General features: G+C 43.3%; 11 protein-coding genes. 1 reads left to right on the forward strand and 10 read right to left on the reverse strand.

The genetic code is table 11. The features are described 5' to 3' along the window. Nucleotides 1-39: 39 nt before the first annotated feature. From ACKWCA_RS00855 to cyoE, 4 genes are all read right to left on the reverse strand, one after another. Nucleotides 40-423, reverse strand: coding sequence for a cytochrome C oxidase subunit IV family protein (locus ACKWCA_RS00855; RefSeq protein WP_413976241.1), 384 nt, complete (start codon nucleotides 421-423; stop codon nucleotides 40-42). 67 nt (nucleotides 424-490) lie between these two features. Next, entirely contained in the window at nucleotides 491-1,465 is a 975-nt protein-coding gene (locus ACKWCA_RS00860) for a cytochrome c oxidase subunit 3 (protein ID WP_413976242.1), read from the reverse strand. A 93-nt stretch (nucleotides 1,466-1,558) separates the two neighbouring features. Then, nucleotides 1,559-2,140, reverse strand: a complete 582-nt coding sequence (locus tag ACKWCA_RS00865) for a cytochrome c oxidase subunit 3 (RefSeq protein ID WP_413976243.1) — start codon at nucleotides 2,138-2,140, stop codon at nucleotides 1,559-1,561. Further along, the gene (gene cyoE / locus ACKWCA_RS00870; protein WP_413976244.1) at nucleotides 2,141-3,043 is read right to left on the reverse strand and encodes a heme o synthase; all 903 of its coding nucleotides are present in this window, start codon (nucleotides 3,041-3,043) and stop codon (nucleotides 2,141-2,143) included. Nucleotides 3,044-3,255: 212 nt separating this feature from the next. Here cyoE and ACKWCA_RS00875 point away from each other — a divergent pair, with 212 nt between their 5' ends. After that, nucleotides 3,256-4,155: an MBL fold metallo-hydrolase gene (locus ACKWCA_RS00875; protein WP_413976245.1), complete on the forward strand. Its 900-nt coding sequence runs from the start codon at nucleotides 3,256-3,258 to the stop codon at nucleotides 4,153-4,155. A 61-nt stretch (nucleotides 4,156-4,216) separates the two neighbouring features. Here the strand turns inward: ACKWCA_RS00875 and ACKWCA_RS00880 are convergent, their stop codons facing one another. The 6 genes from ACKWCA_RS00880 to ACKWCA_RS00905 form a co-directional block, all read right to left on the reverse strand. Continuing rightward, nucleotides 4,217-4,921, reverse strand: a complete 705-nt coding sequence (locus tag ACKWCA_RS00880) for an energy transducer TonB (RefSeq protein ID WP_413976246.1) — start codon at nucleotides 4,919-4,921, stop codon at nucleotides 4,217-4,219. A 53-nt stretch (nucleotides 4,922-4,974) separates the two neighbouring features. Continuing rightward, entirely contained in the window at nucleotides 4,975-5,376 is a 402-nt protein-coding gene (locus ACKWCA_RS00885) for a VanZ family protein (protein ID WP_413976247.1), read from the reverse strand. Continuing rightward, on the reverse strand, nucleotides 5,369-5,749 hold the full coding sequence (gene gcvH / locus ACKWCA_RS00890) for a glycine cleavage system protein GcvH (RefSeq protein ID WP_413976248.1): 381 nt from the start codon (nucleotides 5,747-5,749) through the stop codon (nucleotides 5,369-5,371). The genes ACKWCA_RS00885 and gcvH overlap by 8 nt, the downstream gene beginning before the upstream one ends. A 299-nt stretch (nucleotides 5,750-6,048) precedes the next feature. Beyond that, nucleotides 6,049-13,332 carry a T9SS outer membrane translocon Sov/SprA gene (sov, locus tag ACKWCA_RS00895; RefSeq protein ID WP_413976249.1) on the reverse strand — a complete coding sequence of 2,428 codons (7,284 nt, stop codon included), beginning with the start codon at nucleotides 13,330-13,332 and terminating at the stop codon, nucleotides 6,049-6,051. 5 nt (nucleotides 13,333-13,337) lie between these two features. Further along, nucleotides 13,338-13,919, reverse strand: a complete 582-nt coding sequence (gene ruvA, locus ACKWCA_RS00900; protein WP_413976250.1) for a Holliday junction branch migration protein RuvA — start codon at nucleotides 13,917-13,919, stop codon at nucleotides 13,338-13,340. Between the two features lie 104 nt (nucleotides 13,920-14,023). Beyond that, nucleotides 14,024-16,318: an NADP-dependent malic enzyme gene (locus ACKWCA_RS00905; protein ID WP_413976251.1), complete on the reverse strand. Its 2,295-nt coding sequence runs from the start codon at nucleotides 16,316-16,318 to the stop codon at nucleotides 14,024-14,026. Nucleotides 16,319-16,372: the final 54 nt, after the last annotated feature.

Below are 16,372 nucleotides of genomic sequence, written 5' to 3' on the forward strand. Positions count from 1 at the left end.
ACGGCTCATTTGCCGTCTTTTCATATTGTTAATTCCGTGTTAGAAATTCCATGTTACAAAGCCATCCTTGTATACGTTGTATACGTAATCGGCTTCGAATAACAGTATGAAAACCAAATAGGCCACCAAGAAAATAGGCGTCCAAACGATGGCTCTTCTCAAAGCGGATTTCTCATCGCGCAAGTGCATGAAATCCCATGCAATGTAATAGGCCTTGACCAAAGTCAAAATGATAAAAATCCAATTCAGGAGTTTCATCCCTAAAAAACTACTTTTCAATAAGATTTCCGGTTTGATAATACCTAATACCACCTCTACGGCTGTAACTACCGTCAAAAAGATGAGTACACCCCATATTTTTTGGGTATTGGACTTGAACTTCAAAAGTCCTCTGAAAATTTCCAATTTATGCTCGTGTGCCATTTATACAATCGCTTTAATAAACTTCAATTTATTTTAATTCCACCCTTTTCAGGGAGTGTTAGCCGCTTTATACCAGATAGAAAAAGGTGAATACGAATACCCAGACCAAATCTACAAAGTGCCAGTACAGCCCCACTTTCTCTACCATCTCATAATGCCCTCTACGCTCATACGTGCCCAAAATGACATTAAAGAAAATGATGATATTGATAACAACTCCTGAAAATACGTGAAAACCATGGAAACCGGTGATAAAGAAAAAGAAGTCGGCAAAAAGACGGCTACCGTATTCATTTCGTATCAAGTTCGCCCCTTCGACCACACTTGCGGCATCGCCAAGTTTGTCGAGCGACTCCGATCGGGAAAGTACGGTCTTTTCCCCCTCTTCATTTATTTGCTCCGTACGTATTACGATATTGGAGTTCGCTTTCACCCCTTCGATTACCTCGTTTAGAGAAAATGATGGTAATGCGGTTTCATTATAATACCAAACCCCATTCTTTTTTTCATGGTCTAACCGCTCACTGGGCAAGGTTTTGGCGAAATCAGCTATCGCAGCACGCTCACCAGTATCGGCATTCACAAATTGAAGTACTCGACCTCCTTTGGTTTCCAGTGCTCCGAAATCACCTTTGATAAAGGTGGCCCATTCCCAGGCTTGTGAACCCACAAAAATCGCACCTCCGATGATGGTCAAGAACATATACCAAATCACGGCGTTCTTTTTCATGCGATGACCAGCATCAACAGCAAGTACCATGGTTACGGACGACATAATCAAAATAAAGGTCATAAAAGCCACATAAATCATGGGATAATTGCCATGAAAAAAGGGAACGTGGGTAAAGACCTCATCCGCAATCGGCCAAGTCTCGATAAACTTGAATCTTGAAAAACCATAGGAAGCCAAAAAACCGGAGAAGGTCAGCGCATCGGAAACGAGGAAAAACCACATCATCAATTTGCCATAACTAGCATTTAACGGTCTATTGCCGCCGCCCCAAACGTTTTCTTCCGAACCTGTTGTTACCGTAGAATCCATATAGTTTTAAAGTATGATTAGAATTTGTGCAAATTTACATTTTTTTTGGCTTTACAAAAGCCGAATCCCTATCAAAACCGATTTTGATCCGTTTTATTTTACAAAGGCCATAAACAAGATCAGGTACACCCATAAAAGGTCTAAAAAATGCCAGAAGGTGGCGCCTAAGGAAATCCCCAAGAATTCTTTTGAGGAATACTTGCCCTTTACCTGATTGTACAATACTACCCCTAATGAAATCAGGCCCGCGACGACATGCACGATATGTACGGCGGCGATCAAGAATACATATGACATTTTAATACTACTTGTAGGTCCTGTAAAATAGTACCCGTTGCCCAACATCTCCTGAAAACCAAAGAATTGCAAAATGATAAAAAGAATTCCGAGGCCCAATGTGACCAACAACCAGGTAGTCGCTTTCTTCGATTCATCGTTCTGGGAAGCTTTTTTGGCCAAAATATAGGTGAGACTACTTAAAAGTATGATACCGGTGCTTATGAAGAACGATTGGGGCAGTTGCAGTCCTTCGATCCAGTCTTCCCGGGAACTGCTGACAATGTACGCGCTGGTCCAGCCTGCAAACCCCATAATCAAGCTCACTATTCCGAACCAGAGCATCATTTTTTTGGCTCTGTCGTTCTTTTCCTTTTCGTTCAATTGGGTGATATCCATTTATGAAATAAATTTATCAACTACATAAACAATCTGCATCAAGGTGATGTAACTCACACTTGCCAGCATTAATTTTCGTGCGGAGGCATTATCGCGCTTCTCATATAATCGGAAGGCAAAAATAAGCATGACCATACCCATCAAGAAAATGAGCACCGCGGCCGGAATCGATAGAAACAAACGTCCGGTAATACCAAAAGCAGGAATTACGGAAATCACGATCATCCATATCGTGTACATGATGATCTGTAACGCCGTTCCCCTATCCTTTTTTCCGGTAGGTAGCATTTTGAATCCTCCTTTTTTATAATCCTCATCCAACATCCAACCCAATGCCCAGAAGTGGGGAAACTGCCAAAAAAATTGAATCATGAACAAGGTGCCCGGTTCGATGCCAAAATCATTTGTTGCGGCGACCCACCCCAACATAAAGGGAATCGCGCCCGGAAAGGCCCCGACAAAAACTGCCAAGGGCGTTTTTGTTTTCAAAGGCGTATACACACTGGTATACAAGAAAATCGAAATGGCCCCGAACATAGCAGTCTGGGCATTTAGGTAATACAATGAAACCACCCCTAATAGCGTCATAAGAATGGCAATGGACATTGCCTTGTTGACCGACATTCGTCCAGCAGGAATCGGTCGGTTCCTCGTACGGTTCATCAGGGCGTCCAAGTCCTTTTCAATAACCTGATTGTATGCATTTGAAGCCCCTACCATACAGTAGCCCCCAAAAGCCAAAAGCACCAAAGAAAGGAGGTCGGGTTGTACCGGCGCCAATAGATATCCCGCTATCGAAGAAAATACAACACTTATCGCCAGCCTAGCTTTGGTAATTTCCTTAAAATCGGTGAACGCCAAGGACAGTGATGTATTTTTGGCCGAACTGACAGCAGTTTTCATCTAGGGATCTTTACTTATTTCTCGGAAGTCCAACCACTTTTCACTTCATTAATGGAAGCCATCGATTGCCACTCCGGTTAGCACATTCAATCGGCAAAACCCAGTCTTGCACCCATGCCAACGGTTTGCAAAGATAAACCGCGAACGCTACTTCTGCAACGAAATAGGCACTATTTATGCTATATTTGAATGCATCAATAGAAACATAAATTATGAAGAAGAAACTATTATTTTTTGCACTATCCATAGGCCTTTTGACTACGTTTTCAGTTAGGTCCCAGGAAAAAGAAGTAACCATCTCGGTGGATACGCTTTCCCAAAATACGTATATGCTTACGGGTCAAGGGGGCAATATAGGTATCTACGTTGGTGAGACCCATGTTTTTATGATCGATGATCAATTTGAGCGATTAAGCGAAAAATTAAAGAAGGCCATATCAGGATTGACCGATAAACCCATCGCTTTTTTATTCAACACCCATATGCACGGAGATCATTCAGGCGGAAATGCACGATTCAATTCTGAAACGGTCACCCTGGTCGCTCAAGATAAGGTGCGTGAACGGCTAAAACTGGGACTTATGAAAAAGGTCGAGGCGAATGAGATGAGTCAAGGAGATTACATCAACATGTTACCAGAGGTTACTTTTTCGGAAGATATCACCTTTTACGATGGTGATGAGACCATTATGGCCTTTCATGTTCACAACGCCCATACGGATGGCGATGCGATGGTATACTTCATGGAAAACAACGTGCTTCATATGGGAGATACTTATTTCAAAGGACGCTATCCCTATATTGATTTAAAAAGTGGAGGTAGTATTGACGGCTTCATCAAAGCTCAAAAGAAAGCCCTTATGGTCATCAATGAGGAAACAAAAATCATTCCTGGTCACGGGCGTCCGTCCAACGCCGCCGAACTTCGGAACTCCATTGCCATGCTGGAAGACATTAGGGCAAAGATTCAGGCCCAAATCGATGCCGGCTCTTCATTGGAGGAAGTAAAGATGAACGCAACACTTACTGCGGACTACGATTCAAAAAATGGTACTGGTTTTATCAACTCCGAACGTATTCGCGAGATTATATACACCAGTCTGAAAAAGTAGTTGGAAGGAAATAAAAAACCTGGCCGAGGCCAGGTTTATGTATTATTTTAAGAAGAAATTCTTACTGTAGCTTAAATGTAATTGGAATACTGAAAGGAACACGCACCGCTCTTCCTCTTTGTTTCCCTGGCGTCATTTTTGGAAGTTTTCCAATAATCCTTGCTGCCTCTTTCTCCAAGTTCTTATCCGGACCTCTCATTCGAACATTCCCGATACTTCCATCTTTCTGGATAACGAACATGATGTTCACACGTCCTTGGACCCCCATTTCTTGAGCGATTTCAGGGTAACGGAAGTTCTTACTGATGTGTTTTTGCATCATTTTATTGAAACAAGCTCTCTTATTGCTTTCTTTTTCACATCCTGGAAAAACCGGTACATTTTCGATAACCGCGAAAGGTACGTCAACATCCTCTTCAACTTCGTCAACTTCCACATCTTCCACTTCCATGACTTCTTCCTCCTCGTTACTTTCGGTAGATTCGATAACCGTTTCCTCTATTTCCTCTTCATCTTCAACAACTTCGATTACTTCGGGTGCCGCCGGAGGTGGTGGAGGTGGAGGTGTTTTAATCTGTTCCGTCATTGGAACTTCTTCGTCCAACTCATCATCTACATTCATCGAGATATCATACTCATTGCCTCCTTCATACGATTTCCATTCTAAAGCGACATAGGTCAAAATCAAAACGGTAAAAAGGCCTATCACGAAATACATCGCGCTATTTCTACCAATATCTGCTTTCGGATTCTTTTTTAAGTCCATATCAATACATTTAAGTGTTTGCTAATTTAATTAATATTTTAGTTAAAAAGCAACTAAATTTTCCATTTTAGCGCTTGTCGGTTAGAAAATACATAGTTCAAGACCCCAGCACCACTAATTGCGCCTAGGCTATTGGCCAAAGCATCGAAAAAATCGCCCTCTCTATTTAGGGTAAATTCATGTTGAATAACCTCAATAATCACGCCAAAGACCACCATTGCGACCACCATAATCACAAAGGCTTTTTTCAATCGTACCGACCCTCTTGTCAACTCTCTAATGAAAAATACGCCTAAAACGCAGGCAACGAAATAAAAGATAAAGTGGACCAGTTTATCTGCATGGGGAATGAAATTGGACGATCCCTTAAAGCCCTTAAAAGAATAAAGGCTGGAAAAAGTGATGAACACCATCCAACCTATAAAAGCAACTGTAAAAAAAGGTTTTCTAAGCACCGATCAACGCCTTGTAGTCTTCGTCGCTCATCAAATCATCAACTTGAGAAGCGTCTGAAATCCTGATTTTTATCATCCAGCCCTCTCCATAGGGATCTGAATTCACCTTTTCAGGTTCGTCTTCCAATGCCTCATTAAATTCGATAATCTCACCACTTAGGGGAAGAAACAGGTCTGAAACGGTTTTTACGGCTTCTACGGTTCCGAAAACCTCTTCTTGACCTAGGGTCTCATCAAGTGTTTCTACCTCTACATATACTATATCACCTAACTCGCCCTGAGCAAAGTCCGTAATACCGACAGTAGCTACATCTCCTTCGATGCTTACCCACTCATGGTCTTTAGTGTACTTTAATTCTGATGGAATGTTCATTTGTCTTGTTTTAAATAGCGAAACAAATGTAGCGGATTCCGAGGCAATTACAAATTCGAAAATCAAATACAAATTCAAGGGTCAAACTCAAGTTCAAAAATCAAACTCAAGTTCAAGTTCAAAGGTCAAATTCAAGCTTGGTTCGTGGTTTCGATTTTTTGGTGGTTTGCTATTAGCCCCTTGAATTTGGGATTTGAGATTTGGAGTTTTCGTCCGCTCTTGGCTCTTGGCTCTTGGCTCTTGGCTCTTGGCTCTTGGCTTTAAGAAAGTTCTTTATTTCTTGACCGCAGCTAGCCGTATCAGTTTCCGAAGTTGTAGCGTAAGGTGAAGCCCGTATTGATGGTGGTCTGTGGAAAGGCCGTAGAAACGGCAAATTGTGAAAAGGAATGGTCATAGAAGAACAAGGCATTCAGGTTCTTACTGAGCGCATAATCCGCGGTGAACTTGATCGATAATAGGTTTTGACCTGAAGTGATTTGGTTATTGTCGATATCGAGGTTTCTAATGATGGTAATATTATCTCTAAGGGTCACATCGGCCTTAAGGTTCAAATCTCCCTTGAGACGCGTTTTACTACCTCCGATATTGGTCACGAATTTGACATCCTTGATGCGATAACCTAGTCCTACCGTATATTCCTTCCCATTTTGCTCGGTCATAAGATTGTTATCAAAACTAAGCGAAAGCATACGATCTGTTCGCACCTCGGCCAATACGCTCAACGCGTTTTTCATTTCGAAATCCAGTCGGATCAACGGATTGAATTGATCTGTAAGTACGACATTGTTCAAAATCAAATCAGGAAGAATATCCCCATCGGACACATCCCTATCTTGAGCACTCACTGATAAATCAATGGGAAGAAATGCGCCATTCTCCTTTTCCAAATTGGTCTGGAACGAATTGATACTGTAGGCCGCACGGTATCCATGGCTTACGGAAAACCGTTTGAATTTCTTTTTGAACCATTTATTTTTCATCAGTCCAGTATACTTGATATTCCAATTGGGAATCGGAATGTCACGGAACGCATCTAAATTGACCCGATTTGCGTCTTGGCCGGTATACGCAGCGAAAAAGGCGGGAAGTAGCACATCGGGCTGGGTTTTACTGTAACGTTCGGGAAAATTTTCGGCGTCAACACCTCCTGATCTGTTCCCGCGGTCAGCTTCGATACGGTTGGCGATCGTAATTCTGTTCTCTTTGAATTTTTCAAAGTTCTCGGAGGTAAATTCGTCACTTTTTCCAAAAGCGGTACCGATCATCATTGTTGAAATACTGAAGTTACCCAGGTTATTGCCCAATAGCGCATTGTAGCTCAACTCTCCTTGGGGATCATCGACAACTTCAAAGGTTTCCTGATAATTTGAAGCAAACTGACGATCTGCGACCAAATCAATGGTCAAGTCCGGTAAGGGTTGTGCTGTTGCTGTAATATTCAATTGCTTGTTGGTATTTTGCAAATACTGGGAATTAAAACCATCAAATTGGGTCAACCATCCTCTTCTTGCGGCTTCAAAACGAACATCGGCCTGACTCCCGAACACAAAACCGATACTGGGCCTAGTAGTTCCCACGAAACCTAAGGATTCCGTATACCCGGGCAATACCTTTCCGTTCGATTCATTGTAATTGATGTTCAAGCGCTTGACCATGGTCAACACATCTACAGCAGTATTAAAAAGTTTGCTGGTTTTACGCGGCCCCTTTTTCTCTTTTTCATCGGTGTTTCCTGCTTTATCCCTACGTATCGGTGCAGCATTGGCCTGGGTCTTTCCATCGCGTTTTTTGAGTCCTATAAGATCATAGAACTTCTGCATCGATAGCGAGGCCGTAATATTATGGGTATTGGCGTTTTGAACTGTATTTATGGCTTCTCCAGCTACCTCTATCAAAGCATCCCCACCCCTCTGCCAGTCGAAATTGCTGGTATAGGAATATTGTGCGTTGATGAAGTCAAGGGCCGGTATTTTACTAAATGGAATCTCGTAATTGAGCTCTAATTGTTGGGCATGGCGGTTGGGTTCGCCAAGGTCCCAAAAACCATCCCAAAGCCCAAGTTCTTCCCGGAATCCTGAATTCGGGTCGCCCTCTTCATTAAAATAATTTCGTACGATCGCATTATTACTACCGGTCAGGTTCAATCGCAATGATTTGGTCAAACTGTAATTGATTGCATATTGCCAGTTGAATAGATAATTACGCTGTTGTAGGGTCGGTAAATCAAGTGCTTCAAACCCCTCTTGACTGACATCCCTAAAGCGTTGTTGGTTGAACTGTCGATCGATATTCGAATTGAGGGAAATCGTCGTAGGCAAAAGGTTCAGGTTCAGCTCTTTCAACCACTGCCAGTACTTTCCGGTAAAAAGGGAATCCTTTTTGGCAAAGGGAGCCACCTCCAAAGGCTGAAACGCATGATTGTACACAAACCCCGTATTTACACTCTGATCCCGCAGGGCAGCTACTTCAAAATCGCGATGTTCGGTTTCGTTATAGGAATAGTTGAACGTAAAGTTCTCAACATCATAGAAATTGGCTTTTGCCTCTTCACCACGATCTTTGCGCACACCGATCAGGTTAATACTTGTTCTTTTCGTATAATCTTCGGCCTGTTCTTGAATCTGCTCCTTAGTGGGCGTGGTATCTCCATCAGCGACCGTTTCCGGCGCTGCATCAATGCGGTCCTGTAGTTTCAAATCATCATACACCGGGTCAAATTCCGGAGTAATGATCTGTTCCGAAATACCGTAGTTAAAGGGTACTTGTAAGCCCCATTTTTTTGGTAATAACTGCCCGACATTGATATTGGTAACTACATCGTAAGCAACAGCATCTTCTCGAGCTCGCTCATTAGGCATTTGATCGATGGCCCCAAACCCGGAAGTACTGGTACTACCTGTTGCGGTTACATTGGCAAAATCGGCCATATTTGCGTCGATTGCACCTACCGCGGCCCAGCCCCCGTTATTATCAAGACCGGCTAATCGCAATTCATTGAACCATACTTCACCCCTTGCAGGAAGGTTATCGGTATTCTTGACACCGACCATCATGCTACGGATACTTCCCAAAGATGGATTTCCTTGTATCCCTACCCGAATTTGACCCAACTGACGTGGGGCGAATTCCGCCACGGGAACGACCTCGCCATCGACAATGTCAAAAAAGCGTAGTTCATTCAGGGGATCTGTTCCGATATTGGCCAGACGTTCGGATTTCACCTTGTTCAAATCGGCTAAAATCACTTCCATTTCATTGATATCGGGCCATATTTCACTTTCGGAAACACCTGTGAACGGGGTAAATTCCAAAGGCAATTCAATTTGATAATAATTTTGTGTAAAATCGGTACCTATTCTCAAGAAGCCGACCAATGGTGTTGCCCCATCAGGATAATCACCTTCCGATATTTCTTCGGCATGTAAGAACATTTTGATTTTCTTATACTGCCTTAAATCGATACTTAGGTTCTTGAATACCCCGCGCGAGTCTTCCGATTCCAAGTTCTCGACCACGAACGAGAGCGATTGCTCATTCTGACGAATAATGGTGTTGTTATTATTAAGACGTTCGCGCTGAACTCCTGGTGGTAACACATAGGGAATGGGCGTTCGGTTTGAGTTCTCTTCGATATTAACTGCGTTGACATCGATTACCGTATTATCATCGGTTGGATCCGCATCAATATCGGGATCTTGTAAGGTCTTGGTATACGTACGCCAATCACCACTGACCAAGTCAAGTGTCGCAAATCTTAGCACTGTTGGTGTGGTAAACCCTGTCAAGTACATTCTTAGAAAGCTGATGGACCTGAAATCGGTAATCCCCCCTACGGCTTCAGTAAAATCGGTCAAAGGTATTTTGTATTGAATCCAACGTCGTTCGACTGCACTACCATCAGGAACCTCACTAGTAGGAACCTGAGCCGTTTCCAAAATATCGGTGACGTATTTATCATTGATAGAGGTGAACTCCTTGATCGGAATGCGGTATTCATAATAGCTATTGACCGTATTCATGGTCAAATCACGATCGATATCCTCCACGTCGGGCAAGGTATTCGACCCTCGGTTGGTATTGGTCACCTCAACGGGGGAGTTTCCATCGGGATTATTGAAGTCTAAATATCTGGTGAGAATGTCTCCATCCCTGTTCAAGTAGTACTGATAATTATCCAAGGCGGGGTCATCTCCGCTATTGTTGTTAAAAATAGAACCTTCTTCACTATCGCTTAAGCCATCAAAACCTACATCTTGTAAACTCCGGTTGGCCTCATCCGCATCAAAGGCATAGACCAAGGCTTGCGTCGCGGGCACTTGACCCCATGAAGATGGCGAAACCAAGTCAGTACTATTTACACCCGGTAATCCGTTTTCGTATTGCTTTTTACCATCTTTCAAAATATCCTCGGAAATATTACCAAAGTTCAATACCAACTCCCCTTCACTACTGGTGATACCGTCTACATAGGGATCCAAAACCCAAAACTGTACGAATTCCACATTCGCCTGTTCAAAATTGGTACTGCTCAACGAACGCATGATACCCCCCCATTTTTGGTCAGCAGGGGTCGCATCAAAGCTCGGACTATTATTGTAGGGGCCTTTTTGATCCGGAAAATAGTTGATATTCAAGGTATTTTGAACTTGGGTCTGCCCTTGCGCTACGTCTTGTTGAAAGAGGCGATCGATGAAAATACGTCTCGTTTCATTGGTGGACATATCGCTATCGGAAATACCCGCAGGTCTCTGGCTCGTATAGAAGATCGGGTCAATGGTATACCAAGACATCTTCGCACGACCGTAACCATTTTGCACATTGGCGGGATCCTCAGGATCACTGCCCAATAATTGGCCGTCTACAAACTCAAGCGGGGTACTTGCTAAAGTCCAACCTAGAGAAGAACGGATATCGATCAAACGCTGCGCTCCTTCAAAATCATCTAAATAGGTCGTTGTTTCGCCCTGAAAATCCGCATTTTTAGGGGAATTGGGCTTTAACCAAGCTACCTCTGCCCTCACCGATACATTGGACGGAACGTCGGTATCTATATTCGGTAATTTATTCGCCAAACGGGTGAGGAACGGTACTTCGGTAGAGAAGTTTCCATTCAAGCCAAAAATGGTATTGTTTACGGGTTCCACCCCAAAATTCGATTTTTGGGTCAACGGCCTTTCGTTCAAATTCAACAAGGTACCGCCTAAGACAAAGTTTTTACTGACCTGATGCTCGATATTAAACCCTGTAAAGCGTCGAGTCTGCTGTCCGAATACGGCATTGTTCTCTACGGATATGTTAATCGGCACATTGGAGGATTCTAGATTCGGATCTAAAATATTTACGGTACCGGCCTGGTAATTCACCACGTAATCGATTCCTTCTTGCAACTGTCTTCCTCCCGCGGTAACACGCACTGAACCTCTCGGCACATTGAAAGCCCCGATCGGAATACCATTGCTGCCTTCTGATTTATACCTTCCTTTTAAGAGAAATTTATTTTTTTCAGGGTCTTGTAAAGCAGCTGCTTTAGTCAATTCGTACATATCCCTGAAGACATACTTTTTCTGATTTTCATTAAAAGCGGTCTCATTGGCACTATAGTCACCTCCTCCTAAGGTGTTGAAAAGATACTGGCCAAAAGGCTCCGTCTGGGTAAACACGATTAACCCATCTTGTTGATTGACCGTTAGGCCTGGCACAAAGTCGAAAAATCCGTCACCCCCGGGCTGTACATCATTATAAACATTCAATCGATCGAGATTGAAGACATCTAAAAGTATCCGTTCTTCCAGCGGTTTTCCGATATCACTATTGGCAGAGGCAGGAAAGGGTTCAACGGGAGTAATATAGTTTCTTGGTGTTGGGTCGGAATACAGAATATTCAACTTAAAGTCCTCCTGACTCAAGCGAAAAGCACCGGTTGCGTAGATATTTTTCATCATCAGATCCCAAATTGGATCTTGCACATTGGTGATGTTACTCTTCAATAATTTAAGAATCAAGGTATTATTCTCGATAATCGGATTGGCCCCGCCGGAAACGGTCGTGGCATCCAAACCACCATTGGCGAATTCCCCCACTTGAAAAACTTCTCCATTGACCGTATACTGAAAAGCAACCCCTAACACCTCATCATTGCTCAAGCGTTGGTTCAAGGAAATATAGCCCAATTGCGAATTAAAATCGAAGTCCCTGCCAGGATCCAGCTTTCTGGCATTTTCCAAAATGGCATAGTCGAACCCTTGATTGAAGGTGTATCCGGGCACGGTCATGTTGAAACCATTATCCACGGTAGCAATTTCACGTATTCTATCGTTCAGGGCACTCCCTCCCTGACCTATCAAAGCCGGGTTCAAGGCATTGGCATCGTTTCTAGGAAAAGGACTCAAACTGGCCGCACTAAAGAAACCACTCGCCGAAGCACCGGCCGTTTGACCAATTCTAGTTTTTTCGACATCCGCTGAACCCGTATCGGTCAAACCGAATCTGGTTTCCCCTAAATCTTGCAAGGCTACTACATTACGGACATTTAAAGTCTGCTGACTTCTGTTGGTCACCCAAACTTCCAATCGCGTTATCTGCACCTGGCTATTGATAAATGGATAGTTCTCAAGTGCCCTATCATAATTATCCCTAAAATATTGTGATAAAAAGAAGTGTTTATCCTCATCATAATCAAGAGCGGTAATCGTAAACTCATTTACGGTTCCTCCACCCTGCGCGACTACTGTATTGCTCTGCGAACGTTGTTCAGAAAAAACAGCGGTCACTTTCGTCCGTCCGAACTGCAATTGGGTCTTTACCCCAAAAAGGCTTTGCGCACCGGTAATCAATGAACTGTTCAATGGCATATTGACATTACCGACTTCGATGCTTTGGATAATATCATCTTCGGTGGGCGTGTAGTCCAACTTTACAATATTCTGAAAATCAAAGGTCGCCTCCGTATCATAGTTGGCCGTAACCTGTAAGCGTTCGCCGATCTTGCCCAACATACTCAAACTGATACGCTGATCAAAATCAAAGGAAAGATTGGTCCTGTTTCTGGGAGATAGTGAAGGATTATCGTTCTTCTGCCAAATAACACCCAAATCCATAGCCACCGAACCCTGGGGAATCACTTCTATGGTATTTCCACCGAAAACGGACTGAAAGAAATTATTATTGATGTAAAAATTGGGGAGCAGATTTTTTCGGGCTTCTTGACTTCCTTCTTTTTTTCCGGAAAAGGCATCGGCTTTTTCCTTGAAGTAATCCTTCATGCTCTCCTTCTGCACCAACTCGAAATATTGTTCCGGTGTCAAGATAATCGGGTAACCGATATTGAATTCACCAACGCTTTCGTTATAGATATACCGATCCAGGTTTGAGTCGTAAATATATTTGGAGACGATACTATCGGGATTTTCCAATAGTATTTTCCCAAGAGCAAATCCGGTCTTTACTGAATCGACTTCTTGAGTGACGCCTTCTCCCTCTTCTGTTTCCTGTCCATAGGATTTTCCTACAAAAACAAAAAACAACAGAAATAGAAAGAATAGCTTAAATGAAGATTTAAGTATTTGGTTTGCCCCGTTTTTCAAAGTTGTTACAAATTTTTAAGTGCGAGCTTTATGATGTTCTCAACACTTAGCGAAGGATCCTGTAGCAGTACTTTATCGACTACCTTTTCAGCTTGCCTACGTGCAAAGCCAAGAACCTCTAAAGCAGATAACGCTTCTTCTTTATTTGTATTGTTTGAATTACTGGAAACTTCATCTATATCATAGACTTTTAAAACCTTGTCGCGAAGGTCTAAAATGACCCTTTGGGCAGTTTTCGCTCCTATACCCTTGATACCCTGAATTGTAGGAACATCCCCATTCGCAATAGCATCACGAATTTGGGCGGGGGAAAGAGAAGATAACATGGTTCGGGCGGTACTCGATCCAATACCGGAAACAGAGAGCAACAGCCTAAAAATTTCACGTTCCGACTTTTCGGAAAAACCAAAAAGCGTGTGGGAATCTTCCTTGACCTGCAAATGTGTGAACAGCTGGATATTTTCACTATCCGACAGTTTCGAAAATGTATGTAAGCTTATGTTCACGAAATACCCGACGCCTGCGCATTCGACAACCACATAAGTAGGGTTCTTTTCAACCAATTTGCCTTTTAAATGATGGATCATATTCTAAAGTTCAAAAATCAAATTCAAGGCTATGCCCCAATTTAAATAGTACAGCCGCCTATCGCACCTAAGCAATTACCGACTGCACCCTGTTTTCTACAAATCTACTTTCCGGTTTTGGCTTTCTTTCTTTTCTCCCTTTCCTGTGCATCGATGGCAGCGACGGCGGTCATATTCACCATCTCATCTACACTTGCACCTAATTGAATGACGTGCACGGCTTTTCGCAAGCCGACCATTATGGGTCCTATGGAGTCGGCCCCGTTCAACTCTTTCAATAATTTGTACGTAATGTTCGCCGATTCCAAATTCGGAAAAATAAGCGTATTTACCTTTTTACCGGCCAATTTAGAAAAAGGAAATTGGCTCTGCATTAACTCTTTGTTCAAGGCAAAGTCGGTCTGGATCTCACCATCGACCACCAAGTCAGGATTCTTTTCATGTAATATACGTACCGCCTCTTTTACCTTTTGGGCATTGGGATGTGTCGACGACCCATAGTTCGCATATGACAACAATGCCATTACCGGATTGAAACCAAAGGTAGATGCTACATTAGCCGTATTTTGGGCAATCTCGGCCAATTCTTCAGCGGTGGGGTCAATGTTTATAGAAGTATCCGCCAAAAACAGCGGCCCACTCTTGGTAATCATAATATGTACCGAACCTACACGAGTGACGTTCGTTGCTCTGCCGATTACCTCAAAAACGGGTTTCACTACTCTGGGAAAAGCTCTTGAATGCCCAGAAATCATGCCATCGGCATCCCCTTCCAGCACCATCATCGATCCAAAATAATTACGCTCTCGCATTTTTGATTTCGCATTGTACAAGGTCGATCCACTGCGTCTTCGGTTCTCCCAGTATCGGGTAGCGTACTGTACTCTTTTTTCGAGTGACTTGGAGGAAATGGGATCGATAATCAAAATTTCGGCATCAAATTCCAACTCCTGCTTCAATTCGGTGATAATCTCCGTATTGCCTAAAAGAATCGGAATGGCAATACCCTCTTCGTGTACGATTTGAGCGGCCTTGAGTACATCGATATCATCAGCTTCCGCAAACACGATTCTCTTCAAATCCATTTTAGCACGATTATGTAGCAAACGCACCACTTTATTGTCGTCACCTGAACGCTGCAATAATTCTTCACGATACCTGTCCCAGTCGTCAATCGGTTCTTTTGCGATACCACTTTCCATCGCCGCTTTGGCAACAGCCGGCGGAATTTCGGCAATCAGCCTTGGGTCAAAAGGTTTGGGAATGATGTAGTCTTTCCCAAACGTCAGTCGGGTTTCCCCGTAGGCGATATTTACCTGTTCCGGTACTGGTTCCCGTGTTAGTTTGGCAAGGGCTTCAACCGCAGCCATTTTCATCGCTTCATTGATACCGGTGGCCCGTACATCAAGCGCGCCTCTAAAAATAAAGGGGAAACCTAAAACATTATTCACTTGATTCGGATGGTCTGATCGGCCAGTCGCCATGATAATGTCCTCTCTTGTTTTGCAGGCCACATCATAGGCAATTTCCGGATTCGGATTGGCCATAGCGAATACAATTGGATCTTTGGCCATTGAACGCAACATCTCCGGTGACACGATATCGGCTATGGAAAGTCCGATAAAGACATCGGCATCTTTCATCGCCTCGTCGAGTGTATCTATTTTTCTGTCGGATGCAAATTCAAGTTTTTCCTTGGATAACTGTTCCCTATCCTTACGAATTACCCCTTTGCTATCGAGCATTACAATATTCTCATCCTTCGCACCAAAGGCTTTGTACAAGCGTGTACAAGAAACGGCTGCCGCACCCGCACCGCTGACCACGATACGAACATCCTCGATTTTCTTGTGGGTAAGTTCGAGCGCATTGAGTAGCGCCGCGGCAGAAATAATCGCGGTACCATGCTGATCATCATGCATTACCGGAATATCCAATTCTTCTTTGAGCCTCCGTTCAATCTCAAAGGCCTCTGGGGCCTTGATATCTTCCAAATTTATACCTCCGAAAGTCGGGGCGATCATCTTAACGGTTTCGATGAATTTATCCACATCTTCAGTGTCGACTTCGATATCCATACCATCGATATCGGCAAAAATCTTGAAGAGCAATCCTTTCCCCTCCATAACCGGTTTCGAGGCCTCCGGACCAATATTTCCCAAACCGAGCACCGCTGTTCCGTTTGAAATCACGGCCACTAAATTCCCTTTTGAAGTGTATCGATAGACCTCATCTTTGTTCTTCGCTATTTCAAGACAGGGCTCAGCGACTCCTGGAGAATAGGCCAAGGCTAAATCGCGCTGGGTCGAATAGGGTTTGGTAGGAACAATCTTGATTTTACCCGGTTGGGGCTTGGCGTGATAGATAAGTGCCTCACGCCTTGTCTTCTTTTTGCTCATTAAGTTCTCGTTTGGAACGCAAATTTAGGGGTATTCTATGTAAAAACGAGCTTG

This window comes from Maribacter corallii (assembly GCF_047345415.1).
In the GTDB taxonomy this organism is placed as follows: domain Bacteria; phylum Bacteroidota; class Bacteroidia; order Flavobacteriales; family Flavobacteriaceae; genus Maribacter_C.

Excerpts from the sequence above, each read along its gene's own strand:
- ACKWCA_RS00880 (WP_413976246.1), bottom strand. The coding sequence starts at position 4,921 with ATGGACTTAAAAAAGAATCCGAAAGCAGATATTGGTAGAAATAGCGCG.
- ACKWCA_RS00905 (WP_413976251.1), bottom strand. The coding sequence starts at position 16,318 with ATGAGCAAAAAGAAGACAAGGCGTGAGGCACTTATCTATCACGCCAAG.
- gcvH (WP_413976248.1), bottom strand. The coding sequence starts at position 5,749 with ATGAACATTCCATCAGAATTAAAGTACACTAAAGACCATGAGTGGGTA.
- ACKWCA_RS00855 (WP_413976241.1), bottom strand. The coding sequence starts at position 423 with ATGGCACACGAGCATAAATTGGAAATTTTCAGAGGACTTTTGAAGTTC.
- ACKWCA_RS00860 (WP_413976242.1), bottom strand. The coding sequence starts at position 1,465 with ATGGATTCTACGGTAACAACAGGTTCGGAAGAAAACGTTTGGGGCGGC.
- ACKWCA_RS00865 (WP_413976243.1), bottom strand. The coding sequence starts at position 2,140 with ATGGATATCACCCAATTGAACGAAAAGGAAAAGAACGACAGAGCCAAA.
- ruvA (WP_413976250.1), bottom strand. The coding sequence starts at position 13,919 with ATGATCCATCATTTAAAAGGCAAATTGGTTGAAAAGAACCCTACTTAT.
- cyoE (WP_413976244.1), bottom strand. The coding sequence starts at position 3,043 with ATGAAAACTGCTGTCAGTTCGGCCAAAAATACATCACTGTCCTTGGCG.
- ACKWCA_RS00875 (WP_413976245.1), top strand. The coding sequence starts at position 3,256 with ATGAAGAAGAAACTATTATTTTTTGCACTATCCATAGGCCTTTTGACT.